Raw genomic sequence first — 25,861 nt, 5'->3', positions numbered from 1 at the left:
GTTGCGGCCCTGGTGAACCGGTGCGCGGGGCCGGGGGATGTTCGACCTCCGGCCCCGTTACACCGTCGGCCGTCCACAAGCCCCCACCCACCACGAGAGGGGAAAGGACTGTAGGGACCAGCGTCCCGCGCGGGTCCGACAAGAACCGCCCCGCTCGGGCCCCGTGTCACCCGAAAGTGGTCGGATTGGGACGGGGTAGCGCTTTCCAAACCGTGATCCGCCCGCTATGATCCCAATAAATCGATTCATATCGATATCTCAATTGAATCGTTTCACCGGAACCACTCTCAGGAGTACCCATGTCCCTCGCACCGAAGCGAAGACTCCGCACTCTCCTCGCGACCGCCGCCGCCTGCATCGCGGGCGCCGCAAGCGCCGTCACCTTCCCCGTGCTCGACGTCGTCGTCGAACCCGGTGCCGCCGTCGCCCAGACCGCGTGCGGCGCCAACTCCCCCCACGCCACCGTCACCGGATCCAGCGGCGCCTACGTCACCAGGGAAGGCTCCACCACCGTCTACTCCGGCGGCGACTACCGCGCGGCCGTGCAGGCGGGCGTCGACACCATCTCCAGCGGCCAGCGCGTCGCCGTCATGGCCTCCGGCTCGATCGGCGCGAGCACCATCACCATCCAGAGCGGCAAGACCTTCGAAGGCTGCGGCACCATCAACGTGGGCAACCGCTCCGGCCGCGGCGCGATCGAGGCGATCAACACCACCGACGTCAACATCGCGTTCCTGAAGATGACCGGCAACCCGTACTTCGGGCTGCGGTTCTCCGGGACCAACGGCCTCAAGCTCGGCGACATCGACCTGAACCTGAGCGGCGGCCTGGGCATCCGCTTCGACCGCGACGCCGCCTGGAACTACAACGTGACCATGAACGACATCTACGTGTCGGGCGCGGGCTCCCACGCCGTCGAGACCTGGAACATCGACGGCTTCAACATCACCAAGGTGACGGCGCGGAACGTCGGCGAGTCGGGCCTGCTGATCCAGAACTCGCGGAACGGCTGGGTCGGCACGGTCGACGGCAACAACGTCGGCGCGGGCACCGGTTACGCGACCTTCCGGATGGCGAACACCAACGGCAAGACCGCGAGCGGCGGCTACGCCACCAACATCTGGGTCGACAACGTGATCTCCCGCGGCGGCGGGCGCGGCGTCTTCTGCGTCTCCCAGTCGGGCGGCGTGGTCATCAAGAACGTGGACCTGGCGAGCAATGGGAACAACGCGATCCTGATCGAGAACTGCTACAACGTGTCGATCAGGGGCGGGACGGTCAACGGCGGCGGCGAGGTGCGCCTCGCGGCCCGCACGGAGTTCGCCAACAACAAGGACATCTGGATCACCTTGAGGGTCGACAACACATCGGTGCGCGAGTCGCCGTGCGGCGAGAACACCAACTGGACCCTGAGCGGCAACGGCGCGCGGAACATCTGCTGACGCGCTGATCGAGGACGACCGACAAGCGCATAGGGAAAGGGCCGGAGCACCAGCTCCGGCCCTGCCCATGTCGGTGTCCCTAGGGGACGATCTCGCGGTGGCGGGCGAGGTCGGCCGCGCCGATGACGCCGGCCTTGGAGCCGAGTTCGGCGGCGCGGACCTCGGCCACGGGCACCTGGGCCCGGTTGCCGAGGGCCTCCTGGTAGTGCTTGCGGATCGGGTCGAGGAGCAGGTCGCCCGCGTCCACGACGCCGCCGGCGACGAGGATGACGCCGGGGTCGATCAGGTTGACCATGTCCGCGGCGGAGTTGCCGAGGTAGTAGCCGATGAAGTCGAAGGCGCCCAAGGCGACCTCGTCGCCCTGGCGGGCGGCCTCGGTGACCTGGCGGCCGGTGATCGACTCGGGGTCGCCGCCGGCGAGCTTGAGGAGGATCGCGGCCTTTTCGGGGTGCTCGGCGGCGCCTTCCTGGGCGGCGCGGGTCAGGGCCCGGCCGGAGGCGTACTGCTCGAGGCAGCCGGTGCGGCCGCAGCCGCACTGGCGGCCGTCGGGCATCACGGAGCGGGTGTGGCCGATCTCGGCCGCGACACCGTTGGTGCCGCGGAGGAGGTTGTCCTTGACGACGATGCCGCCGCCGACGCCGGTGCCGATCGTGTAGAGCACGGAGGAGCGGTGGCGCTTGGCGGCGCCGAACTTGTGCTCGCCCCAGATGGCGACGTTGGCGTCGTTCTCGACGACGACGGGGAGGTCGATGGCCTCGGCGACCTTGTCGCGCAGGGGCTCGTTCTTCCAGGAGAGGTTGGGGGCGAGCATCACCGTGGAGCGGTCGGAGGAGATCCAGCCCGCCGCGCCGATGCCGACGGCCTCGATGTCGTGGCTTTGGCGCAGCTCCTCGACGACTTCCTTGACGGCCTGGATGACGCCTGGCGTGTCGTCCGCTGGGGTGGGGCGCCGGGTCGTGGCGAGGACGTTGCCGTTCTCGTCGACGACGCCGCCGCCGACTTTGGTGCCCCCGATGTCGACTCCGATAGTCAGACTCACTGCTGTACCCTCCAGCGGATCACGGTTTGAGGCGTGGGATGCCGCGCGACGCTGCGGGCCACCGAGGACTTTACAGCGCGATGACCTGGAGATGAAATCGGCCGTTCCGTCCCACTCGGCGAAGGTATCACCGAGCGGAATCTTCGACGGCCGCTTGGGTGACTGTCCGCAGCCGTCATTCGACGCTCCGGGCCCTGCTCCGCTAAGCTGCCCTTAGCATCATGGTCTGCCTCACAGTCCCTCTTCCGAAGGAAGTTGACCCACCGGTAACATGATCTGTGAGCCACTTTACAAAGCCGTGAACATGGCGTCTTGAACGGAGCCCTATCCATGCGCGAGTTCGCCGTCCCCCCCGTGGTGACTGTGCCCGACGAAGACAACACCCTCACCGCGCTGTGGGACGCGGCCGAGAACCACCCCGCCTCCATCCTCTTCATGCGCACCTTCGACGGGGGCGCCACCTGGCGGGACGTCACGTCCGTCGAATTCCGCGCTCAGGTCATCGCCGCCGCGAAGGGCCTGGCCGCGGCCGGGATCCAGCCCGGCGACCGCGTCGCCATCATGTCGGCCACCCGCTACGAGTGGACCCTCCTCGACTACGCGATCTGGGCCGCCGGCGGCGTCACCGTCACCATCTACGAGACCTCCTCCGCCGACCAGGCGAAGTTCATCCTCGAAGACTCCGGCGCGGTCGCCGTCATCGTCGAGGACGCCGAGATGACCGCGATGGTCGAAAGCCTCGGCACGCAGGTCAAGCACGTGTGGACCATCGACGCCGAGCACGGCGCGATCGACGCCCTGAACGAGCTCGGCGCCGGCGCCGACGTGGACATCGAGGAGCGCCGCACCTCCCGCAGGGCCGACGACCTGGCCACGATCGTCTACACCTCCGGCACCACCGGCCGCCCCAAGGGCTGCATGCTCACCCACCGGAACCTCCTCGCCGACATCCGCAACGTCATCCCCGAGGTGCCCGGCGTCCTCTTCGACGGCGCCCGGATGCTGCTGTTCCTGTCCCTCGCGCACGTGCTGGCCCGCATCCTCCAGCTCGCCGGCATCGAATCGCGCACCACCATCGCGCACGCCGACCGCACCAAGCTCACCAAGATCATGCCCGTGGTCAAGCCGACCACCCTGCTCGCGATCCCCCGCGTCTTCGAGAAGGTCTACGCCGGGGCCTACCAGAAGGCCGTCGACGGCGGCAAGGGCGCGATCTTCGAGAAGGCGGCGGCCTGCGCCAAGGAGTACAGCCGCGCCCTCGACAAGCCCGGCGGGCCCGGCCTCGCCCTCAAGCTCCGCCACAAGCTGTTCGACCTGCTCGTCTACGGCAAGATCCGGGCCGCGATCGGCGGCGAGTGCAACTCCGCCGTCTCCGGCGGCGCGGCCCTCGGCCCCGAGCTCGGCCACTTCTTCCGCGGCATCGGCGTCACCATCTACGAGGGCTACGGCCTCACCGAGACCTCCCCCGTGCTCTCGCTCAACCTCCAGACCGCCATCAAGGTCGGCTCGATCGGCCGCCCCACCCCCGGCACCGCGCTGCGCGTCGCCGACGACGGCGAACTCCAGGCCAAGGGCCCGCAGGTCTTCCCCGGGTACTGGAACAACGACGCCGCCACCGCCGAGGTCCTCGACGCCGACGGCTGGTTCTCCACCGGCGACATCGCCGAGATCGACGACGACGGGTACGTCACCATCACCGGCCGCAAGAAGGACATCATCGTCACCGCGGGCGGCAAGAACGTCGCCCCCGGACCGCTCGAGAAGATCCTCGACGCGCACCCGCTCATCGCGTACGCCATGGTCGTGGGCGAGGGCCGCCCCTACATCGGCTGCCTCATCTCCCTCGACGGCGAGATGCTCCGCGACTGGCTCACCCGCCACGGCAAGGACGCGGACACCCCGATCAGCGCCCTCACCGAGGACCCCGAGCTGCTCACCGAGCTGCAGGCGAAGGTCGACGAGGCCAACCGGACGGTCTCCAAGGCCGAGCAGATCAAGCAGTTCAGGGTCATGCCGGTCGAACTGAGCGAGGACGCCGGGGAAATCACCCCGTCAGTCAAGGTCAAACGTCACGTCGTCATGGAAAAATACTCAAGCGAGATCAACGCGCTCTACGACACGGCGAAGGCGCGACGAAACGAGTAAGCGAGGTGCCCGCATGGGCGATGAGGCGGTGCTGGAGCGCCAGTGGCGACTGCCCGCCGTCGCGCTGCGGGGCGTGCTGTTCGCGCTGGTCGCGGTCTTCGGCTGGGCTTCGGAAGGGCTCGCCGACGCCCTGACGTGGTGCGGCATCCTGGCCCTCGCGGCGCTGCCCGGCGTCGTCCTCCCCCGCCACCGGCTCCTGGCCCCCGCCGGGCAGCTCGCCGAGGTCGCCGTCGTCGTGCTCGGCACGCTCGCCACCGACGGGCTGCCCGCGTGGATGCTGCCCTACCTGATCGCGCCGTTCGCCACGGCCGCGTTCGACGCGGCCGACCCGACCGGCGAGGACGACCGCTACGGCCGCCTGCGCAGCTGGGTCCCGCCCGTGCTCGTCGCCGTCGCCGCGATCGGCCTCATCGCGCAGACTCCGCGGATCTCCGCGTACGACCGCGGCACCTACGTGACCACGGTCGCCGTGGCGCTCGCCTTCGGGCTCGCCTCGGCCGTCGGCGCCTGGTGGCTGCGCCGCTCCCGCTCCTCGGACATGCACCACTCGCAGCTGCCGTACGCGGAAGCGGCCGCGCTGCTCACGCAGCTGCGCGTCGTGGCACGTCAACTGCCGGGGTCCACACTGGACCCGGGCGGGATCGCGACCGAGATCGTCGACACCGCCTCCCGCATCCCCGGCGTGGCCCGAGCCGCCGTGCTCTCCGCGGCCTCCGGCAGGCGGCTCGTCGTGCTCGCCCAGCACGCCGACGAACGCGTCGACTGGGAGACCTCCCCCCAGTTGAACTCGCTCCTCGCCGACGCGTGGGCCGGGCAGAAGCCCCAAGCCGGGCAGGTACCGCTGTCGCGCTCGACCCAAGGACCCGTCGCGTCCCTGGTCATCCCGCTGGTTGCCGAAGGCCGCACGGTGGGTCTCGTCGCCATAGAATCCGACGACCCGGCCGCGTTCGGCCCCGAGGCCATCACCGCCGCCGAGGACCGCACCAAGGGCGCGGCCCTGCGCCTGGAGACCGCGCTGCTGTTCGAGGACGTGCGGTCCATGGCCACCACAGAGGAGCGGCAGCGCCTCGCCCGCGAGATCCACGACGGCATCGCCCAGGAGCTGGCGATGCTCGGGTACGGGATCGACAACGCCATGGCGATCCTGCCGCCCGATGCCGGGGAGGCCAAGGGCGAGCTGGAGGACCTCCGCTCGGAGGTGACGCGGCTCGTGACCGAGCTGCGGTTCTCCCTCTTCGAACTGCGTTCGAACGTCGACCGTCAGGGCGGGCTGGCCTCCGCAATTGCGGACTATGCTCGTACTGTGGGCGCTTCCGCCGGCCTCAGAGTGCATTTGTCGCTCGACGAGGGCGGCGCGAGGCTCCCCGCGAGTACCGAAGCGGAGTTGCTGCGGATCGCGCAGGAGGCGATCACCAACGCCCGTAAGCACGCCCGGGCCGAGAATCTGTGGGTGACGTGCGAGGTAGACCCGCCTTACACGCGCATCGAGGTGACCGATGACGGCCAGGGCCTCTCCGGCGAGGCTCCGGAGGGACGCTACGGGCTCGCGATCATGAGCGAGCGGGCGGAGCGGATCCGCGGATCTCTGGAGATCCGGCCGCACCAGCCGCACGGTACGACGGTGGCGGTGGTGCTCAACGCCGGCGCACGGCCGACGCCCCGCGCCGAGACCCCTCGCCCGGGCTCCGCGGCCTGGGCCGCCGCCGACCGCACGTCGACAACTGAACAGCCGGCCCGACGGCCCGACCACGACAACAATTGAAGGCTCGCAAGCTGCGCCTTGAGTGGCCGGGGCAGCCAATGAGGAGAGAGACGACATGAACGCTGAGGCGCAGGAGACGACCGGTCAGACGACCGTGCTCATCGTCGACGACCACGACCTGATCCGCAAGGGTCTCCGGCATGCCTTCGACCGCGACCCCGAGTTCGAGGTGGTCGGCGAGGCCGACACTGCCGCGGACGCCCTCCGGCACGCCGCTTCCCTCATGCCTTCGGTGGTGATCATGGACCTGCGCCTGCCCGACGGCTCGGGCCTGGACGCGACCCGGAAGCTGCGCAAGGCGCACCCGAACATGGGGATCGTGGTGCTGACGATGTACGCGGGCGACGACCAGCTGTTCGGTGCGCTCGACGCGGGCGCTTCGGCGTTCGTGCCGAAGTCGGCCCCGGCGAACGACGTGGTCTCGGCGGCGCGGCACGCGGCGGCGAACCCGACGGCGTTCAGCGCCGCGGACCTGGCCGAGGCGATGCAGCGGCGGCTCACGCCTACGGGACCGCAGCTCTCCCCGCGCGAATCGCAGGTGCTGAAGCTCCTCGCCGACGGCCTCTCGGTGGCGGGGATCGCGAAGCAGCTGTACGTCTCGGAGTCGACCGCGAAGACGCACATCTCGAAGCTCTACGAGAAGCTCGGCGCGGGCAACCGCGCCCAGGCCCTCATGACCGCCCTGAAGCTCGGCCTCCTGGAAGCCCCCGACCAGCCGAAGTTCTAGGCGAAACGGCCCCGGGCAACCTCGATCGCCATCCTCGGGCGGCTCGCACGAGCCGCCCGCAGCGTATGCCCCCGCCCCGCCGAAGTCGGCGCGACTCGCCGCTCCTCAGGCCGCTGACCTGCCGAAACGCTCGAGTGTCGGACCCTTGTGGGAGAGTGGTCCTTTTCGGTTGGTCGGAGGTGGCTGCGGGTGGGTACGGGGCATCCCCTACGCCCGCCGCGCAGCGGCCGCCGCGCCCGCCCCGCTCAGACCGTCTCGCCGTACAGCATGCCCTCGAGCCTCTCGGCCTGGCGGTCCCAGGTCCATTCGCTCAGGGCCCATTCGCGACTGGCCTCGCCGAGCTTTCGCGCCAGCGAAGGGTCGGCGAGGACCTGCGAGAGCCGGAACGTGATCTCGCCGAGGTCGCGGCCGTCGACCACCCACCCGGACTGGTCGTGCAGGACCGTGTCCGGCGCCCCGCCCGAATCCCCGGCGATCACCGGCAGCCCGCACGCAGCCGCCTCCAGGAACACCGCGCCGAGCCCTTCCACGTCGAGGCCGCGGCGCCGCGTCCGGCACGGCATCGCGAACACGTCCCCGGCCGCGAAGTGCGCGGCCAGTTCGTGTTCGGGCACGCCGCCGGTGAACACCACCTGCCGTTCCACGCCGTGCGACCGCGCGAGCGCGCGCAGCCGGGCCTCGTAGGGGCCCTGGCCGACGATGAGCAGCCGCACGTCCTGCCCCACCTGGTCGCGGACGTGAGGGAGGGCCGCGATGAGCATGTCCTGGCCCTTGCGCGGCACGAGCCGCGAAACGCACACGATCACCGGCAGGCCCTCGAGGCCGTACCGCTCGCGCACGAGGTTGCCGTCGACGCCGGGGTGGAACATCTCGGTGTCGATGCCGAACGTCAACTGCTCCAGGCGGGTCAGGTGCCCGGCGACCGGCGCGATCCGCCGGTGCGTGTAGTCGCCCAGGTAGGTCATGACGTCGAGCGATCCGGCGATGCGCCGCAGGGCGCCGCGGGTGCCGGGCATCATCGCCCAGCCGACCTCGTGTCCATGGGTGAGGGCGATGGCGCGTTCGATCCCGGTGTCGTGCTTGAGTCCCGCGGCGAGCAGGCCGAGCGGGGCGGCGGCGCCGAACCAGACGCGGTCACAGCGGTGCTCGCGGGCGAGGTCGGTGACGGCGCGGGCGACCCGGGGCGTGGGCAGCAGCATCGCGGTGCGGTCGCGCACCACGGTGAAGGGCTGGGCCGCGTCGAACTCGGCCCAGCCGGGCGACGTCGAGGTGTATACGACCAGGTCATCGGAGGGCAATCGCAGGGCCATGCCGTGCACAAAGGTCTGTATGCCGCCCCGGCGGGGCGGGAAGTCGTTCGTCACCAGCAGCGTCCGGCTCATCATGACCCCCTTCATGATCCGACCAGTCTGTCACGCCTGCCCGGACGTGCGCGGGGATCCGGGATGACCCGGGGGTGAAGAGCAGCGGTCGGCACTTCCTGCCTGTGACGGCGGTGGCACACTGGTGCCTATGTTGAGCGGCCAGGAAAGCGGCGACGAAGGCCCTGAACCGACGGCCTCCGGAGACGGCGGCAGCGGGGACGGAACGTCCGAAGAGGACCCCGCCGAACCGGGGGCCGGGGTCCCCGGCGACGCGGCCGAGGAGGGCGACGGTCCGGCCGTGTTCCTCACAGAGCCGGTGCGGCGCAGGGCCGTCGAGATCGCCGCGGTGGCCATGCCCGGGCTCGGCCCGGGAAAGGTCCCGGCCAGGCTCCGCCGCTTTCTCAAGTTCAGTCCGGTCAAGCGCGCGAAGCTCGCGAAGTCCGAGCTCGTGGTGGCCCTGGCCTCCGACACCGCGTTCCGCGAGGACCTCGCCGAGGTGCTCACGTCCACCGATTCGCCGCTCATCGGGGCCATCGCCACCGGCGGGGAGGTCTCGCCGATGGCCGACCCGGCCGAGGTCGCCGCGCTCGCCTACCTGCTCCGGCCCGAGGGCTGGAGGGAGCTCATCGCCACCGCGACGCAGGCCGTGCCAGAGACCGCGGAGGCCCCGGTCGCCGAGAGGGCGCCGGAGGGCGACCCGAAGCGGTTGGCGGCGCTGGAGAAGGAGAACGGGAAGCTCCGCGGGGCACTCGCCGAGCAGCGTTCGGCCGCCTCGGTCCTGCAGGAGGAGCTGCGGCGGATGCGCCGCGAGTTGAAGGACGCCGAGGACCGGGCCGCCAAGGCTGCCGGGGACCTCGCGGCCGAGCGCGGCCGGCTCAAGCACCTCGACACCGAGCGCCGCTCCGAGCGCCGCCGCTTGGAGTCCGAAGTGGAGTCGATGAAGACGCAGCTCGAGCGGGTTCGCAAAGCCGACAGGGAGCACGAGCGCCTCACGTCGGCGCGGCTGTGGCTGCTCATGGAGACCCTCTCGGGCACGGCCACCGGCCTGCGCCGCGAACTCGGGCTCGAACCGGTCGGGGACCGCCCGGCCGACTACATCGCCGACGAGCTCTGCGCCGAACCCGAAGAGCGCACCGCCGAGGGCTCGCGGGGCCTCGACCAGACCGACCCGCAGCGCCTCGACCACCTGCTGTCGCTGCCGAACCCGCACCTCATCGTCGACGGCTACAACGTCACCATCTCGGCCTGGGGTGAGACGCTGACCCTCGAGCAGCAGCGCAACCGGCTCGTGCAGGGCCTCGGCGCGGTCGCGGCGCAGACGAACGCCGAGATCACCGTCGTCTTCGACGGGGCCGACGCGATCTTCGGCGCCAAGCCGAGCGCCCGCGGCGTGCGGGTCCTGTTCAGCGCCAAGGGGCAGATCGCCGACGACGTGGTGGTCGAACTCGCCCGGGTCGAGCCCGAAGGCAGGCCGGTCATCGTCGTGTCCTCGGACCAGGAGGTCGCGATGCGCGTGCGGCGCGAGGGCGCTTACCCGGTGCCGTCACCGCTGCTCGTCCGGTGGCTGCAGCGGAGTTGAGGTCGACCGCGGGCCTATGCCCGCCGCGGGGGCACCTTCAGCACCACCGAGGCGGCGGCGAGGTCGTGGAGGCCCCGTCGGTACGGGTGGGCCAGCGCGGTCAGTGCCGGGAGCGCGAGTGAGAGCAGGATCGCGCGGACGAGGGAGCGCAGGGGTCCTATCGGCCCGCCGTGATCCGCAGAGACGCAGGCGATGCGCATGAGCATCATGCCGAGCGTCTGGGTGCCGAAGGCGAGCAGGGCCGTGCAGTACGCGGCGAAGAGCACTGCGCGCACCAGGGCTTGGCCGAAGGGGTCTGCCGTGACGAGGTCGAGCCAGCTCAGCGCGATGGCGACGACCGTGCAGGCGATCCAGTCGATGAACAGCGCCACGAACCGGGAGCCGAAGGTCGCCAGGTCCTGGCCGGAGCCGGTGGTTTCGGGGGTGTTCGCACCGCGTTCGCTCGTCATGGCGCGAGTCTACTGGTGGGCCCGAATGGCGGCTTCTGCGCCGCCGTGAGCAGTGGTTTCTGTCAATGTGGAACAGGCTTGAACAACGCAAGTAACACGTACGAAACATTTGATTTACGGTGGGGCAACTGATCGCGGTTAGCGTTTCGCCTAATAAGCTTAGACGTCGACAGCGAGGTCGGCCTGCCTGGCGAAGCTTCGCGAGCCGGCACTGAGTACGGGATCGGGGGAACCGGCCACGGGCCCTCCGGCACTCACCTACCGAGAGGAATACCTTCGTGTTCTCCAGCCCTGAAGAGCTCCTCGGCTACGTCCGCGACAACGACGTGAAGTTCATCGACGTCCGCTTCTGCGACCTGCCCGGCGTCATGCAGCACTTCAACATCCCGGCCGAGTCCTTCGACGACGACCTCCTCGAGGAGGGCCTCGCCTTCGACGGCTCCTCGATCCGCGGGTTCCAAGAGATCCACGAGTCGGACATGCTGCTGCTGCCCGACGTGGCGACCGCGTTCATCGACCCGTTCCGCGAGCAGAAGACGCTCGCCCTGAACTTCTTCGTCCACGACCCCTTCACCCGCGAGGCCTACAGCCGCGACCCCCGCAACGTCGCCAAGAAGGCGGAGCAGTACCTGGCCGGGTCCGGCATCGCCGACACCGCCTACTTCGGGGCCGAGGCCGAGTTCTACATCTTCGACTCGATCCGCTTCGACCAGACCGCCAACCAGGCGTTCTACGAGATCGACTCGGTCGAGGGCGCCTGGAACACCGGCGCCGACGAGCCCGGCGGGAACCTCGGCTACAAGCCGCGCCACAAGGGCGGGTACTTCCCGGTCGGCCCCGTCGACCACTTCGCCGACCTGCGCGACCGCATGGTCACCAACCTCATCGAGGGCGGCCTCACCATCGAGCGCGCCCACCACGAGGTCGGCACCGCGGGCCAGTCCGAGATCAACTACCGCTTCGACACGCTGCTGCACTCCGGCGACGACGTCCAGAAGTTCAAGTACATCATCAAGAACACCGCCACCCAGGCCGGCAAGACGGTGACGTTCATGCCGAAGCCGCTGTTCGGCGACAACGGCTCGGGCATGCACACCCACCAGTCGCTGTGGGCGAACGGCGACCCGCTGTTCTACGACGAGACCGGTTACGCCGGCCTCTCGGACACCGCCCGCTTCTACATCGGCGGCCTGCTCAAGCACGCCCCGAGCCTCCTCGCCTTCACCAACCCGTCGGTGAACTCCTACCGCCGCCTGGTGCCGGGCTTCGAAGCGCCGGTCAACCTGGTCTACTCGCAGCGCAACCGCTCCGCGTGCACCCGCATCCCGGTGACCGGTTCGAACGCGAAGGCCAAGCGCGTCGAGTTCCGCGTGCCGGACCCGTCGAGCAACCCCTACCTGGCGTTCTCGGCCATGCTCATGGCGGGTCTGGACGGCATCAAGAACAAGATCGAGCCGCCGGCGCCGGTCGACAAGGACCTGTACGAGCTCGGCCCGGAGGAGTACGGCGACATCCAGCAGGTCCCCGGCTCGCTCGACCAGGTCCTCGACCACCTCGAGAAGGACCACGACTTCCTCACCGAGGGCGGCGTGTTCACGCCCGACCTCATCGAGACGTGGATCCAGTACAAGCGCGAGAACGAGATCGACCCGATCCGTCTCCGTCCGACCCCGCACGAGTTCGACTTGTACTACGAAGTGTAACGAGTAGTACCAAAAGGTCCGGCCTACGAGGTCTGACGGGCGCAGGGGGCGCGGCGGGTGTGTGATGCACCTGCCGCGCCCCTTGAACGTTTGTTCACCGCATCGGCCGCGGGGGATACTCGCCCGGTGCCTCCCCGCTTCCTCCCCGAACGCGACCGGGACGTCTTCCGCGACGCCCTGGCGATGTCGATCGGCATCGGCATTGTCGGCGTCTCCTTCGGCGCCCTGGCCACCTCGGCCGGGCTGCCCTGGTGGATCCCGGTCGCCATGTCGTTCCTGACCTTCGCGGCCACCTCCCAGTTCGCGATGCTCGCCGTCGTCATGGCCGGAGGCGGCGTCCTTGCCGGACTCGCCGCGGGCGTGCTCGTCCACCTGCGGCACATCCCCTACGGCCTCGCCGTCGGCAACCTCTACTGGGACAAGTGGTGGACGCGGTTCCTCGGCACGTTCATGCTCATCGACCAGTCGACCGCGTTCGCCCTCGCGGCCGGTGACGACCGGCGGCGCGCCAAGGCCGCCTACTGGATCACCACCTCGATCATGTTCGTGGCGTGGAACGTCGGCACCGTGGTCGGCGTCCTCGCGGGCGGCTTCATCCCCGACCCGAACGTGTTCGGCCTCGACGCCGCGTTCCCCGCGCTCCTGCTCGCACTGGTGATGCCCGCCCTGAAGGACCGCGACACGCTCCTCGCCGCCCTGGTCGGCGCCGCGATCGCCGCGGCGACCGCGCCGTTCCTGCCCACCGGCATCCCGGTCCTGCTGGCCCTCGTCGGGCTCCTCGCGACCTGGCCGCGCCGCAAGCCGAAGGAGGACGCGGCATGACCATGACCGCCGTGCTCGCCCTCGCCGTGGGCGTCTTCCTGGTCCGGCTCGCCGGGCCGCTCATGCGCAGCCGCATCAACGTCTCCGAGCGCACCGAGACCCTCATGAAGCGCGGCGCGATCGTGGTCCTCGCGGCCCTTGTGATCACCGGCGCGCTGTTCGCCGACGGCGGCTTCGCGGGCTGGGCCCTCCCGGCCGGCGTCCTCGTCGGCGGGCTGCTCGCCTGGCGCAGGGCCCCGATCCTGGTCGTCGTCATCGCCGCCGCCGCGACCACGGCGCTGCTGCGACTGGGCGGCATCGCCTGAGGGGCAAGCGAAAGGGCCGCACAGTGCGAACTGTGCGGCCCTTCCTCTATGCGGTCGGGCTCAGCGCCCTGAACCGCGTGGTGTCTACCAGTCCTGCGCGGCGCGGCGGCGGCGCATGATCAGGAAGATGGCGGCGGCGGCCACGATGAGCGCGGCGGCCGAGCCGATCATGATCGTCATCGAGCTACCGGTGGTGGGCAGCTGCGGCTGAGCGGACGGGGTGTCACTCGGCGAGGGGGTCTCCTCGTCGCACGGGATCCAGGAGACGCCACCGCTGGTGGAGTCCTTGGGTCCCTCGATGTAGTAGTCGACCCAGAGTTCCTCGTCGCCTTCGGCCTTGAACGTGAACGTCGCCGACTCGCCTTCGGCGAGCTCGACCTCGGTCGGCTCTTCGCTGAGGCTGGTCCAGAGGACGAACAAGGTCTCCTCGCCGTCCTGGGGAACGGTCAGTGTAAAGATCAGGCCCTCGCAGTCGGCCTCGACCTCGACGTAGCTGCACAGCACCTTGTCGACCCACTCGATGGTCTCGACCAGTTCCTCGCCGGCGTAGATGTCGACGACCAGTTCCTCGGCGCCATCTTCAAGAACGAAGTAGTGGCTGAACTCCTCGTCGATGCCGGGAGTACCGGAGACCTCTTCGCCAGTGCTCGAGACGAAGGTGAACTCCTGGAGGTCATCGGGGTTCTTGTTCCATGCCCGGGCCTCGATGCCGACGCAGTCGGCCTGTCCGCCGAAGCCGACCACGGGGCCTTCTTCGCCGTCGCAGCCGTCCATCGGGGGACCGACGGGGAGGCTTACGGTCGTGCCCTTGGCGCCGTTGGTCCACTCGGCGGAGACCGACAGGGTGACCTCGTCGGTCTGGTCCGCGGTGAAGCTCTGCGTGCCTTCCAGGACCTCCTCCGAGCCGTACGCCGGAAGGGCGGCGCCGACGAAGATGTCGCCGTCCTCGTCGAGATCGCCGACGACGGCGGTGATCGTGCCGGTCGCGTTCTGGGTGCCTTCCCAATCCTCGACCAGCCAAGTGACGGTCCAGCCGCCATCCTTGGCGCAGGTGCTGAAGCCCGAAACGGTCGGGTGGTGGGCTTGGGCGGCGGAAGCGAAGGTGACCGCTCCTGCGAGGCCGAGGACGACGCTGCCGCTCAGTCCCAGCACCCGCTTGAGGGTACGGTTCATGGTTCTCCTAAGGATGCTTTTGCATTGGGGGATCGGAGCCGCGCGGTCGAGGGTGTGAGGGTACGACCGGCTTTAGGCAACTTACCAAAGGAGACACGTCCCGATGCGAGGAGAGGTCGCATAACGATCGCGTAACGGAACTCCTGTGACCCACAGTGGCGCAGCGAGAACCGAAGGGACACACTGAAACGGCCGGGCGATTGCCCGGCCGTCCTCGCTGTGTCCGCTTTGGAGCGCTCAGCCTAGTCGGCGGGGGCGTTGTCGATCGCCTCTTCGGTGGCGTAGCCCGAGGCGACGACGACCTCCTTGTAGTTCTCGGCGGTCACGTCGACCGGGTCGAGGAGGTAGGAGGGGATGAACTTGAAGCCGTTGTCGTAGGTGCCGAGGTCGTTCACGTCGGGGGTGGAACCCTCGACGATCGACTTCACCATGTCGACGGCGACCTCGGCGAGCAGGCGGGTGTCCTTGAAGACCGTCTCGGTCTGACCGGTGCCCTCCTTGATCGCCTTGAGGGACCGCAACTCGGCGTCCTGGCCGGTGATGACCGGGAAGTCGTCCGAGCCGGGCTCGAAGTCGGCGGCGACGAGCGCCTCGACGATGCCGCGGCTGATGCCGTCGTAGGGCGAGAGCACGGCGTGAAGCGGCTGGTCCTGGTAGAACTCCTCGAGCAGGCCGGCCATGCGATCGCGCGCCACGTCGCGGCTCCACTTGTCCGTGGAGGTCGGCTCGAGCTCGGTCTGGTTGGAGGGGATCACGACCGAGCCGCCGTAGATGTAGGGCTCGAGGGTGTCGAGGCCGCCCTGGAAGAAGTGCTGGGAGTTGTTGTCGTCCGTCGAGCCCGAGAACAGCTCGATGTTGAACTTCTCGGTGCTGGTCTCGGTGATGCCGAGTCGCGAGATGATGTGCTTGGCCTGGAGCACGCCGACTTGGTAGTTGTTGAAGGACGCATAGTAGTCGACGTCGGGGGTCTCGAGGATGAGGCGGTCGTACGAGATGATCGTGACGCCCTTGTCCTTGGCCTTGCTGAGGACTTCACCGAGGGAGGTGTTGCCGATGGCGGCGATGATGAGGAACTCGACGCCCTGGTCGATCATCGACTGGATCTGGCTGACCTGCGTCGGGATGTCGTCCTCGCCGTTCTCGAGGATGGTCTTGTAGCCGAGGTCCTTCAGTCGCTTCTCCAGGTCGGCGCCCTCCAGCACCCACCGGTCGGAGGTCGTGGTAGGCATGGAGATGCCGGTGAATCCGCTGAGCTGCTTCGTATCCTCGCCCGCGCCGCATCCGGCGAGCGATACGGCTGCGAGCCCTGCCGTTCCGAACAGCAGGCCGCGACGACTGAGTTGCATGGGCGAGGTGCTCCTTCGTACAGGTGAGGGGTTTAATTCATCTTCGAAAACTTACACCAGTGGAAAGCTCGCTAAACCGGGTCATTCCGTGATCGAATCGTGTCCGTGAAGGAGGGACGAAACAGGATTCGGCGGCTCATCGCGCCGCATTCCCCCGCTGCGTTCAAGGACCGTGATCGACGATTTCGGCGCCTCCCTAACGAACGTAGAACCTGCCGGAAAGGCACTTCCCGGCGGCCCTCCGCAAAGCGACGCGCCTCGCTCCCCCCTGTGTACGCGGTGATCGGCGTCGATATGTTCGCGCATGGACCGCATACCATTGCGCCCATGAGTGATCGGTGGATCGAGGTGGCCCCGCGCGTGTGGGCGCGGCGCCTGAAGGAACTGGACCAGACGCTGGGACTGGTGATCGGCGACGACTGCTGCCTGGTGATCGACACCGGCATCAGCGCCGAGGCCGGGTTCGAGTACGCGACGGCGATCCGCGAGAAGACGGACCTGCCGTGGCAGGTGGCGTACACGCACGACCACTTCGACCACTGGTTCGGGACCTCCGCGTTCGGCGAGTCCGCGGTCTGGGCGGTGGGCGACGGCGCGCAGTACATCGGCCGGGGCGACGAGCAGCGCACGGCCTGGGCCGCGCGGTACCGGCGGGAGGGCCGCGAGGAGGACGCGCGGCGCATCGCCCGGTCGAAGCTCGTGCCGCCGAACTGCCAGGTGAAGGGCGCGATCGGGCTGAACCTGGGCGGGCGCACGGTGGTGCTGCGCCAGGTCGGCCCGGCGCACAGCGACAACGACATGGTGATCGAGGTGCCCGACGCGGGCGTCCTGTTCGCCGGGGACCTCTTGGAGAACGGGGCGGCGCCCTCGTACGACGGGGCGTTCCCGTACGAGTGGCCGCAGGCGGCCGAATACCTGCTGAGCTGGAAGCCGAAGGTGGTCGTCCCGGGCCACGGGGACCCGGCGGACTACTGGTGGGCGAGGGCGCAGGCGCGCGACCTGGCCGAGATGGCGCGGCTGTGCGCCGAGGTGGCGCAGGGGTTCCTCTCCGAGGAGGAAGCGTTGGCGCACAATCCGTTCGGTGAAGCGCAGATGCGGGCGGCGCTCGACCGCTGCAAGGCCCTCACTCCCCCGCCGCCGGAGCCGCAGGCGGCCGTCGCGGAGCCCGGTCCGAGCCTGCCGCCGCCCGTGATCGTCTACGACGTCCTGGACTACGACATCGACATGCGCCGGTGAACCGGCGGCGGCTCCGGCCGCCGCCCGGTCTCTAGCCGAAGGGCTGATCCTCGAAGTTCGCGTGCAGCTTGCGCAGGAGTGCGTCCAGTTGGCGGCGCTCGTCCGCGTTCAGGACCGAGAGCTTCTCCGAGTGGAACGCGACGCCGGCGCGCGCGGCGGCCTCGATCGCTTCTCGGCCCTGCTCGGTCATGCGGACCTTGAGGCCGCGCCGGTCGGCGGGGTCGGGCAGGCGCTCGATGAACCCGGCCGCCTCCAGCTTGTCCAGACGGCCGGTGAGGCCACCGGAGCTGAGCATCAGGGTCGCACTGATCTCCTTGGGCGACAGGGTGAACGGTTCGCCTGAGCGGCGGATGGCGGAGAGCACGTCGAATTCGTTGCGCGCGATGCCGTACTCGGCGTAGAGGCGGTGGAGCCGCTCGCCGAGCTTCGTGGAGATCCGGTGGATGCGGCCGAAGATCGCCATGGACTCGAGCGGGAGGTCGGGCAGCTCCCGATGCCACTGCTCGGTGATCCGGTCGACCGCGTCCTGCTCCATGGCCTCATTCTGCCCTGCCGGGCGCCCGGGGTCGGCGGTACCTCAACGTGAGGCAACTCAATCGGAAGTATCTTGACTTCAAGTAGCTTGAGAGTAAGCTACTTATTGACAAGCTACCCCAAGGAGCCACCATGAACCGCAGCACGAAGGACCTCCTCCTCACGGCCCTCGCCCCCGTCATGTGGGGCACCACCTACGTGGTGACCACCGAATTCCTTCCCGCCGACCGCCCGTTCCTCACCGCGATGCTCCGGGCGCTCCCCGCCGGACTCCTGCTCGTACTCCTGTCACGAAGGCTCCCAAGAGGTTCCTGGTGGTGGAAGTCGGCCGTGATCGGCACCCTGAACATCGCCGCGTTCTTCGCCCTGCTCTTCATCGCGACCTACCGCCTCCCGGGCGGCGTCGCGGCGGTGGCCGCGGCCGTCGGGCCGCTGGCGACGGCCGGGGCGACGCTGCTGATCCTGCACCAGAAGGTGCGCCTGCGCACCTGGCTGCTGGGCCTGGCCGGCGTCGGCGGCGTGGCGATGGTCGTCCTCACGGCCGAGGCGGCGCTCGACCCGATCGGCGCCGCCGCGGGCATCGGCGGCGCGGTCTCCATGGCGATCGCGGTGACCCTGACCAAGCGCTGGGGCATGCCGGAGAACGCGGGAGCGACGGCCCTGGCCGGTTGGCAGCTCACCGCGGGCGGACTGCTGCTCATCCCCCTGGCCTTCGCCGCTGAGGGGGCGATCCCCGCGCTCACCGGCACGAACCTGCTCGGCTACCTCTACCTGGGCATCGTCAACACGGCCCTGGGCTACTGGCTCTGGTTCCGCGGCATCGGCCGTCTCTCGATCGTGCCCTTGAGCTTCCTGGGCCTGCTCTCACCGCTCACCGCGGCCACCGTGGGGTGGATCGTGCTGGGCGAGACCTTCTCGGCCTGGCAGACTGCGGGCTTCGCCGTGGCCCTGGCGGCGACGGTGGCAGCCCAGCTCCAGGCGAAGCCGAAGGCGCCCGGGCTCATCGAGGCCCCGGAGCCGAAGGTCCTCGCCCGCGTATGACCCGGCAGCATCGCGGGGGGGGGGGGGGGGCGGCGGGGGGCGGGGGGCGGGGCCGGGGGCCCCTCGCGGCCCCGGACCCCACGGGCCTCGCCCGCTTAGGCCCCGGCAGCATCGCGGCCCGGCGCGAAATGCGCCGGGCCGCGATGCCGTCTGCCGAGTCCCCGCCTTGCGGCGGGATGGCGGAACCTAGGAGTCCGAGTCGTCCTTCAGCGCTTCCCAGACCGGCTCGGTGTCGAGGTCGGCGGCGAGGCCCGCGATCTGGTCGACCGTGACGTCGACTTCGTTGCCGTCCATGTCGCCCCACCACACGGTGGCGACGGAGCCGTCGGGGAAGAACGCGGCGGCCTCGATGTAGGTCGTGTCGGTCGTCCAGGCGACCACCGTTCCGTCCTCGAGCTCGACCTCGCCGCACTCGGTGTCGCTCTCGCGGCAGTGCAGGAGGTAGTGCATGTCGAAGTCGTCGCCGCCGGACACGTCCTGGATGCCGTTCGTGATCCCGCCGGGCAGGTACAGGGCGGTCTCCAGGCCCTCGCCGGTCTGGTCGACGTAGAAGTCGGCGCGGAACTTGCGCTGCACCGGCGTCTCGTTCTGGCCGTCGATGAAGTAGTTCTGGAGCCGCTTCATCGGCAGCGACGCGTCGAACGTCCAGTCCTCGAAGTGCTCGGTGAGCTGTTCCTCGGTCTCCTCGTGGGCTTCCGCGGTGAACTCGTCCTCGACGAAGTCCCACTGCTCGGAGTAGTCCCAGCCATCGGCCGGGATCCCCGGGTCCTGCGCGGCGGCCGCGGTCGCCGGGAGGAGCACCGCCGCGGCCGAGGCCGCGACGATCACGGAGCGCTTGAATGAGGCCATGATGGTCGCCTTTCGGTAGGTCCGATCACCTTGTCGCTCTCTATATGCCTTGAACCGTCCGAAAGGTTGCACCACCTGGTTCAGCCCGCCGCGCGGTAGGCGGTCTCGAGCCAGGCCCGCACTTCGGCGTCGATCGGTTCCGGCCCAAGGAGTTCGAGGTGATGCATCCAGACGTTCGGCGAAGGGTGTACCACCTCCTTGAAGCGATCGGAGTCGAGGCGTTCGGGAAGCGCGATCGACAGCACGGCCGGCACCGTCGAGTCGAGGTACCGCCCGGGCCGCCATACGAACGCGAAGGACTTGCGGCGACGGAACGCGATCTGGCTCTTGCCGGTCCGAACTTCGACCTCGCCGAACGCGGCCACCGTTTCGGCGACGTCCTCATAGAGCGCGAGACCCTCGGGGTGTCCCTCGAAGAGGTCGCCCGGACGCCACTCTCCGGTCATCTCGCGCCGCCTTCCCGGGCCGTCGCTCGCTCGTCAGACCATCTTGCGCTTGTAGGCGCGCATCGCCAGCGGTGCGGTGACGGCGAAGATCCCCGCGGCCCAGACGAACGTCCACATGAGCGGTTCGGTGATCGGCCCGAACGACAGCAGGCCCCGCATGGTGTCGGCGAGATGCGTGACCGGGTTGACCTTGGCCCAGGCCTGCATGAAGCCGGGCATCGTGTTGATGTCGACGAAGGCGCTGGACGTGAAGGTCAGCGGCATGATGATCACGAAGGCGTAGATCTGGACCTTCTCCTCCGAGTCGGCGACCACGCCCATCAGGACCGAGATCCAGGAGATGGCCAGGGCGAAGACCACGAGCACCAGGGCCGCGAGGAACGCGCCGGCGACCGTGCGCAGCTCGAAGCCCATGAGCAGGCCCAGGCCGAGCATGACCACGATGGACCAGACCTGCTTGAACATGTCGGCGAAGATCTTCCCGGCCAGCGGCGCCGAGCGCGCGATCGGCAGCGACCGGAACCGGTCGTAGACGCCCTTGCGCAGGTCGGCGTTGATGCCGGTGCCGGTGTACATGGTGAGGAAGATGGCGTTCTGGGCGATCAGACCGCCGAGGACGTACTGCAGATAGTCCGAAGTGGATCCGGCCATCTGGCCGCCGAAGACGTAGACGAACAGCAGCAGGAACATGATCGGGCTGAGGCTCAGGTCGACGAGTTCGAACGGGTTGTGCTTGATGCGGACCATCTGCCGCCAGGCCATGGAGAGGACCTGGCTGACGGTGGCGCCGAGTCCGGGCCGGTGGATCACCGGGGCTTCGATGGTTGCGGCGGTCATTTCGCGGCCTCCTCGGTCTCGTCGGCGTCGTCGGTCTCGGTGCGGCGTCCCGTGAGGGTCAGGAAGACCTCGTCGAGGCTGGAGAGGCCGAGGTGGAACTCGGTGAGCGCGATGCCGCGGTCGCGGAGGTCGGCGGCGAGGGCCGGCATGATGCCGTCGTCGTTGACGCCGATGGTGATCGCTCCGGCCTCGACCACCGGTTCGAGGTCGGGGAAGCGCGCGGCCACGAGGTCGCGCACCGTGTCGAGCTGGCCGTGCTCCTCGGGTTGGATGCGCAGGCTCTGTCCGCCGATCTTGGCCTTGAGCTGCGTCGGCGTGCCGGTGGCGATGACCTTGCCGTGGTCGATGACGGCGATCTCGTGGGCGAGCTGGTCGGCCTCTTCGAGGTACTGCGTGGTGAGCAGGACGGTGGTGCCGTCGGCGACGAGGCCGCGCACGAGTCCCCAGAGTTCGCCGCGGGCGCGCGGGTCCAAGCCCGTGGTGGGCTCGTCGAGGAAGAGGATGCGCGGGCGGCCGACGAGGCTCGCGGCCAGGTCGAGGCGGCGCCGCATGCCGCCGGAGTAGGCCTTCGCGGGCTTCTCGGCGGCGTCGGAGAGGTTGAACTGGGCGAGCAGTTCACGCGCGCGGGCCTTGGCGTCCCGCGTGGGCATGCCGAGGAGGCGTCCGATGAACCGCAGGTTCTCCTCGCCGGTGAGCAGTTCGTCGACGCCGGCGAACTGGCCGGTGAGGCCGATGAACGTGCGCACCTGCGCGCCGTCCTTGACGATGTCGTAGCCGCCGACGCGGGCGGTGCCGGCCGTGGGCTCGGAGAGGGTGGCGAGCATGCGGACCATGGTGGTCTTGCCCGCGCCGTTGGGGCCGAGGACGCCGAGCACGGTTCCCGTGCGGGCCGCCAGGTCGACGTGGTCGAGGGCGACGAGGTCGCCGAAGTGCTTGGTCAGGCCCTCGGTTTCGATGGCGTTGTCTTGCGACACTTCGTCCTCCTTCGGAGTGGTGTCGGGTGGAAGGGTTCTGGCTTCCGGGCGTGCACCCGGAATCATGATGTCATCTTGACGCGTGTTTGACATCCCCGTTGTGGTGGCGATGCGCCGTACCGTGCGCGGCGTACGCCGGAGTTCGATCATGCACCCGAGGTGTGACATCCCGCGAGCGAATGCCCTTTAGAGCGTCTGGAGGAGCTTCCGGATGCGCTTCTCGCTCACCTGGTAGCGGGTGCCGAGCTGCTGGGCGAAGAAGCTGACGCGCAGCTCCTCGAGCATCCAGCGGACCTCGCGGCCCTCGCCCGAGCGCAGGGCGGCGGGCCGGGCGCGCGCGAGCGCGTCCCGTTCGGCCTCAAGGGACTGGATCACGGCCATCTTGCCCTGGTCCCCCGCGACGTCGGCCACCGCGCGCTTGGCGCGGAAGCCGATGGCCCTCACGTAGCGCAGCAGGTCGTCGAGCCGCCACCAGCCGGTCGCGCCCACGAAGCCGTCCGCACCCACGAGCCCTTCGAGCTGGCGGCGCATGTCGCTCAACGCGGGAAGCACGTTCAGGGCGAACTTGCCCTCGAGGAGGCGGGACGCCTCCCGCGCCTCGGTCAGCACCGCCGCGGCCTTGCGGGTCACAGCGGCGGACTCCCCCGCGACCTCGGGCTTCGCACGCTTCAGCAGCGCCTCGAAACCCTCGCGGTCCCAAGCCGGGCCGCCGCCTTCGATGAGCACCTTGTCGAGCACCGTCCGCACGCAGTCGGCGAGCAGCGCATCCACGTTCGCGTACGGGCCGGTCGCCAGCGCGAGCTGCTCATTGCGGGTGAGCACGGTCTTCAGGCGCGGGTCGGGGCAGTTGAGGCGCAGCAGCCTGCGCGTGCCGGCCCACATGTTCGCGGCCTGCGTCGCGGGGTCGGGGAAGGCCTTGACGCCGACGCTGCCGCCTTCGTCGACGAGCGCGGGGTAGGCCTTCGCTGTGTAGCCCTTGCGCGGGGTCTCGTGGAGCTTCGGCAGCGCCTCGAAGTCCCAGGTCTTGAGGCCGGTGCGTTCGAGGTCGAAGGCCTCGGACGCGGCCTCCTGGGTCTTGGGGGCGAGCTGGCGCTGGAGGGCGCCGAGTTCCTTGCCTTCGGCGAGGACCTTGCCTTCCTCGTCCTTGACCTGGAAGGTGACGAGGAGGTGCCCGGGGACCTTGGTGAGGTCGAAGGCGTCCTCGGGGACGTGCACGTTCGTCATCGACTTGAGGGTGTCGGCGAGCGCGCGCATCATCGGCCGGCCGGGGGCGGGGGCCATGCGGGCGACGGCGGCCTTCGCGAAGTCGGGGGCGGGGACGAAGCTGCGGCGCAGGGACTTGGGGAGGCTCTTGATGAGCGCTTCGGCGAAATCGGCGCGCAGGCCGGGGACCTGCCAGGTGAAGGCGTCCTGGTCGAGCTGCTGGAGGGCGGGAAGGGGGACGGCGACGGTGACGCCGTCGCGGGCGGAGCCGGGTTCGAACTCGTAGTCGAGTTCGAGGTCGGCGCCTTCGGAGGTCCAGACCTCGGGGTAGGAGTCGGCGGCGACGCTCTCGGCGCGGTCGCCGAGGAGGAGCTGCTCGTCGAAGTCGAGGAGGGTCTTGTCCTTCTCCTTCTTCCACCAGGCGTCGAAGTGGCGGCCGGAGACGATGTCGGCGGGGAGGCGTTCGTCGTAGAAGTCGAAGAGGGTCTGCTCGTCGGCGAGGAGGCCCCGCTGGCGCACCCGGTTCTCGAGCTCTTCGACCTCGCTGATCTTGGCGAGGTTCCGCGCCAGGAACTTGTGGTGGGTGTCCCATTCGGCTTGGACGAGGGCGTGGCGGATGAAGAGTTCGCGGCTGACCGGGACGTCGATGCGTCCGAAGTTGACCTTGCGGCGGGCGACGATCGGGACGCCGTAGAGCGTGACGCGCTCGAACGCGAGCACGGCTCCGGCCTTCTTCGACCAGTGCGGTTCCGAGTAGGTGCGCTTGCTGAGGTGCTCGGCGAGCGGTTCGACCCATTCGGGTTCGATCTTGGCGCACACGCGGCCCCAGAGGCGGCTCGTCTCGACGAGCTCTCCGGCGACGACCCAGCGCGGCTGCTTCTTGGCGAGGCCGGAGCCGGGGAAGATCGCGAACTTGGCGTTGCGGCCGCCGAGGTATTCGCGGGTGTCGGCCTCTTTGACGCCGATGTGGGAGAGGAGCCCGGCGAGGAGGGCGGTGTGGACGCGCTTGGGGTCGGGGGTGGCGTCGGGGGATTCGATGGGGATCTTGAGGCTCTTGAGGACGCCGAGGATCTGGCGCACCAGGTCCTGCCATTCGCGGATGCGCAGGTAGTGCAGGTATTCCTGTTTGCACATGCGCCGGAAGGAGCTGGAGGAGCGGGTCTTGCGCTCGTCTTCGAGGTAGCGCCAGAGGTTCAGGTACGCCGAGAAGTCGGAGTCGGGGTCGTTGAAGCGCGCGTGGGACTGGTCGGCCTGGGCGCGCTTGTCGGCCGGGCGCTCCTTCGGGTCCTGGATGGACATCGCGGCGGTGATGACGGCGACGGCGTGGACGCAGCCTTCGTGCTGAGCCTGGAGGATCATGCGGGCCAGGCGCGGGTCGATGGGCAGGCGCGCGATGTCGCGCCCGGCCTTCGTGAGGCGCCGCTCGCCGCTGCGCACGTCCTCGAGCGCGCCGAGTTCCACCAGGAGGTCCATGCCGTCCTTGATGTTCCGCGAGTCGGGGGCGTCGACGAACGGGAAGGTCTCCACGCGGCCGAGTTTCGCGGCGGTCATCTGGAGGATGACGCTGGCGAGGTTGGTGCGCAGGATCTCTGCGTCGGTGAACTCGGGCCGCGAGTTGAAGTCGTCCTCGGAGTAGAGGCGGATGCAGATGCCTTCAGCGACGCGGCCGCAGCGGCCCGCGCGCTGGTTGGCGCTGGCCTGGCTGATCGCCTCGATGGGGAGGCGTTGGACCTTGGTGCGGGCGGAGTAGCGGGAGATGCGCGCGTACCCGGCGTCGATGACGTAGCGGATGCCCGGCACGGTGAGCGAGGTCTCGGCGACGTTGGTGGAGAGGATGATGCGGCGGCCGGTGTGGGAGGAGAAGACGCGGTGCTGCTCCTGCGCGGAGAGGCGCGCGTAGAGCGGGACGACCTCGGTGTGGCGGAGTTTGGCCTTCTCGAGGGCGTCGGCGGTGTCGCGGATCTCCTGCTCGCCGGAGAGGAAGACGAGGATGTCGCCGTCGCCGACGCGGCCGAGTTCGTTGACGGCGTCGAGGATGCCGTCGGTCTGGTCGCGCTGCTCTTCGCCGTCTTCGTCGCGGAGGGGCCGGTAGCGGATCTCGACGGGGTAGGTGCGGCCGGAGACTTCGAGGATCGGGGCCGGGCCGCTGTCACCCGCGAAGTGGTTCGAGAAGCGTTCGGGGTCGATGGTCGCGGAGGTGACGATGATCTTGAGGTCCGGGCGTTTCGGGAGGATCTGCCGCAGGCAGCCGAGGATGAAGTCGATGTTGAGGCTGCGCTCGTGCGCCTCGTCGATGATGATCGTGTCGTAGGCGCTCAGGAGCCGGTCGTGCTGGATCTCGGTGAGCAGGATGCCGTCCGTCATCAGTTTGACGTAGCTGTTGTCCGACACCTGGTCGGTGAAGCGGACCTTCCAGCCGACGGCCTCTCCGAGCGGCGAACCCAGTTCGTCGGCGATGCGCTCGGCCACCGCGCGGGCGGCGATCCGCCGCGGCTGCGTATGGCCGATCATGCCGCGGACCCCGCGGCCGAGTTCGAGGCAGATCTTGGGGATCTGCGTGGTCTTGCCCGAGCCGGTCTCACCGGCGATGATCACGACCTGGTTGTCGCGGATCGCCTCGAGGATGTCGTCCTTGCGCTGCGACACCGGCAGCGCTTCGGGATAGACGATCTTCGGCACGCCCGCCGCGCGGGCCGCCAGCGCCGCCTCTTTCCGCTCGACCTCGGCCTCGAGCTTCGCGAAGGCCTCGGTCCGGGCCGGGCCTTCGAGTTCGCGGGCCTCGCGCAGTCGGCGGCGCAGCGCACGCTGATCGGCCGTACGCAGGGCGAAGACGCGCTCGCGCAGGCTGGTGCGGGTTTCAGGGACGCTGCTGGGCATGACGATCG

General features: G+C 69.4%; 21 protein-coding genes. 10 read left to right on the top strand and 11 right to left on the bottom strand.

Annotation, left to right across the window (positions count from 1 at the left end):
- The first annotated feature begins 299 nt into the window (after window positions 1–299).
- Window positions 300–1,442, top strand: a complete 1,143-nt coding sequence (locus tag O1R50_RS00305) for a right-handed parallel beta-helix repeat-containing protein (RefSeq protein WP_270107822.1) — start codon at window positions 300–302, stop codon at window positions 1,440–1,442.
- Window positions 1,443–1,521: 79 nt separating this feature from the next.
- Here O1R50_RS00305 and O1R50_RS00300 read toward each other — a convergent pair whose 3' ends face one another.
- The gene (locus O1R50_RS00300; RefSeq protein WP_270107821.1) at window positions 1,522–2,481 is read right to left on the bottom strand and encodes an ROK family glucokinase; all 960 of its coding nucleotides are present in this window, start codon (window positions 2,479–2,481) and stop codon (window positions 1,522–1,524) included.
- Window positions 2,482–2,811: 330 nt separating this feature from the next.
- On the opposite strand from O1R50_RS00300, the gene O1R50_RS00295 reads away from it, so the two are divergent.
- The 3 genes from O1R50_RS00295 to O1R50_RS00285 are packed head-to-tail and all read left to right on the top strand — an operon-like array spanning window position 2,812 to window position 7,115.
- A complete protein-coding gene (locus O1R50_RS00295; protein ID WP_270107820.1) occupies window positions 2,812–4,626 on the top strand; it encodes an AMP-dependent synthetase/ligase in 1,815 nt (604 codons plus the stop codon).
- Window positions 4,627–4,639: 13 nt separating this feature from the next.
- The gene (locus O1R50_RS00290) at window positions 4,640–6,388 is read left to right on the top strand and encodes a sensor histidine kinase (protein WP_270107819.1); all 1,749 of its coding nucleotides are present in this window, start codon (window positions 4,640–4,642) and stop codon (window positions 6,386–6,388) included.
- Window positions 6,389–6,443: 55 nt separating this feature from the next.
- The gene (locus O1R50_RS00285; protein WP_205324017.1) at window positions 6,444–7,115 is read left to right on the top strand and encodes a response regulator transcription factor; all 672 of its coding nucleotides are present in this window, start codon (window positions 6,444–6,446) and stop codon (window positions 7,113–7,115) included.
- A gap of 245 nt (window positions 7,116–7,360) precedes the next feature.
- Here O1R50_RS00285 and O1R50_RS00280 read toward each other — a convergent pair whose 3' ends face one another.
- Complete coding sequence (locus O1R50_RS00280; RefSeq protein ID WP_408612561.1) at window positions 7,361–8,497, bottom strand: glycosyltransferase family 4 protein; 1,137 nt, start codon at window positions 8,495–8,497, stop codon at window positions 7,361–7,363.
- Window positions 8,498–8,627: 130 nt separating this feature from the next.
- On the opposite strand from O1R50_RS00280, the gene O1R50_RS00275 reads away from it, so the two are divergent.
- Window positions 8,628–10,058, top strand: coding sequence for an NYN domain-containing protein (locus O1R50_RS00275; protein ID WP_270107816.1), 1,431 nt, complete (start codon window positions 8,628–8,630; stop codon window positions 10,056–10,058).
- A 14-nt stretch (window positions 10,059–10,072) separates the two neighbouring features.
- Here the strand turns inward: O1R50_RS00275 and O1R50_RS00270 are convergent, their stop codons facing one another.
- Window positions 10,073–10,507 carry an RDD family protein gene (locus tag O1R50_RS00270; protein ID WP_270107815.1) on the bottom strand — a complete coding sequence of 145 codons (435 nt, stop codon included), beginning with the start codon at window positions 10,505–10,507 and terminating at the stop codon, window positions 10,073–10,075.
- Between the two features lie 278 nt (window positions 10,508–10,785).
- On the opposite strand from O1R50_RS00270, the gene glnA reads away from it, so the two are divergent.
- The 3 genes from glnA (at window position 10,786) to O1R50_RS00255 (ending at window position 13,337) form a co-directional block, all read left to right on the top strand.
- Window positions 10,786–12,210 carry a type I glutamate--ammonia ligase gene (gene glnA / locus O1R50_RS00265; protein WP_270107814.1) on the top strand — a complete coding sequence of 475 codons (1,425 nt, stop codon included), beginning with the start codon at window positions 10,786–10,788 and terminating at the stop codon, window positions 12,208–12,210.
- 126 nt (window positions 12,211–12,336) lie between these two features.
- The gene (locus O1R50_RS00260) at window positions 12,337–13,032 is read left to right on the top strand and encodes an AzlC family ABC transporter permease (RefSeq protein WP_270107813.1); all 696 of its coding nucleotides are present in this window, start codon (window positions 12,337–12,339) and stop codon (window positions 13,030–13,032) included.
- A complete protein-coding gene (locus tag O1R50_RS00255; protein WP_270107812.1) occupies window positions 13,029–13,337 on the top strand; it encodes an AzlD domain-containing protein in 309 nt (102 codons plus the stop codon). Before O1R50_RS00260 ends, O1R50_RS00255 begins: the two co-directional genes overlap by 4 nt.
- Window positions 13,338–13,421: 84 nt before the next feature.
- Here O1R50_RS00255 and O1R50_RS00250 read toward each other — a convergent pair whose 3' ends face one another.
- Window positions 13,422–14,510, bottom strand: coding sequence for an LPXTG cell wall anchor domain-containing protein (locus O1R50_RS00250; protein ID WP_270107811.1), 1,089 nt, complete (start codon window positions 14,508–14,510; stop codon window positions 13,422–13,424).
- Window positions 14,511–14,752: 242 nt separating this feature from the next.
- Window positions 14,753–15,856 (bottom strand): substrate-binding domain-containing protein, encoded by a 1,104-nt coding sequence (locus O1R50_RS00245; protein WP_270107810.1) that lies wholly within the window; start codon window positions 15,854–15,856, stop codon window positions 14,753–14,755.
- A gap of 327 nt (window positions 15,857–16,183) precedes the next feature.
- Between O1R50_RS00245 and O1R50_RS00240 the strand changes: the two genes are divergently transcribed.
- On the top strand, window positions 16,184–17,092 hold the full coding sequence (locus tag O1R50_RS00240) for an MBL fold metallo-hydrolase (RefSeq protein ID WP_270107809.1): 909 nt from the start codon (window positions 16,184–16,186) through the stop codon (window positions 17,090–17,092).
- 31 nt (window positions 17,093–17,123) lie between these two features.
- On the opposite strand, the gene O1R50_RS00235 is transcribed toward O1R50_RS00240, so the two are convergent.
- Window positions 17,124–17,627: a MarR family winged helix-turn-helix transcriptional regulator gene (locus O1R50_RS00235; protein ID WP_270107808.1), complete on the bottom strand. Its 504-nt coding sequence runs from the start codon at window positions 17,625–17,627 to the stop codon at window positions 17,124–17,126.
- A 131-nt stretch (window positions 17,628–17,758) separates the two neighbouring features.
- On the opposite strand from O1R50_RS00235, the gene O1R50_RS00230 reads away from it, so the two are divergent.
- A complete protein-coding gene (locus O1R50_RS00230; RefSeq protein ID WP_270107807.1) occupies window positions 17,759–18,667 on the top strand; it encodes an EamA family transporter in 909 nt (302 codons plus the stop codon).
- A gap of 186 nt (window positions 18,668–18,853) precedes the next feature.
- On the opposite strand, the gene O1R50_RS00225 is transcribed toward O1R50_RS00230, so the two are convergent.
- From O1R50_RS00225 to hrpA, 5 genes are all read right to left on the bottom strand, one after another.
- Window positions 18,854–19,516, bottom strand: a complete 663-nt coding sequence (locus O1R50_RS00225; RefSeq protein ID WP_270107806.1) for a hypothetical protein — start codon at window positions 19,514–19,516, stop codon at window positions 18,854–18,856.
- 80 nt (window positions 19,517–19,596) lie between these two features.
- Window positions 19,597–19,962: a DUF5655 domain-containing protein gene (locus O1R50_RS00220; protein ID WP_270107805.1), complete on the bottom strand. Its 366-nt coding sequence runs from the start codon at window positions 19,960–19,962 to the stop codon at window positions 19,597–19,599.
- A 33-nt stretch (window positions 19,963–19,995) separates the two neighbouring features.
- The gene (locus O1R50_RS00215; protein WP_270107804.1) at window positions 19,996–20,799 is read right to left on the bottom strand and encodes an ABC transporter permease; all 804 of its coding nucleotides are present in this window, start codon (window positions 20,797–20,799) and stop codon (window positions 19,996–19,998) included.
- Window positions 20,796–21,773, bottom strand: a complete 978-nt coding sequence (locus O1R50_RS00210; RefSeq protein ID WP_270107803.1) for an ATP-binding cassette domain-containing protein — start codon at window positions 21,771–21,773, stop codon at window positions 20,796–20,798. Before O1R50_RS00210 ends, O1R50_RS00215 begins: the two co-directional genes overlap by 4 nt.
- 186 nt (window positions 21,774–21,959) lie before the next feature.
- Window positions 21,960–25,853 carry an ATP-dependent RNA helicase HrpA gene (gene hrpA, locus O1R50_RS00205; RefSeq protein ID WP_270107802.1) on the bottom strand — a complete coding sequence of 1,298 codons (3,894 nt, stop codon included), beginning with the start codon at window positions 25,851–25,853 and terminating at the stop codon, window positions 21,960–21,962.
- Window positions 25,854–25,861: the final 8 nt, after the last annotated feature.

Origin of the sequence: Glycomyces luteolus (assembly GCF_027622875.1) — a bacterium.
GTDB classification, from domain to species: Bacteria; Actinomycetota; Actinomycetes; order Mycobacteriales; family Micromonosporaceae; genus Glycomyces; species Glycomyces luteolus.
The sequence above is the reverse complement of the archived record's forward strand: the minus strand, read 5'-3'. Positions and strand labels throughout refer to the sequence as shown.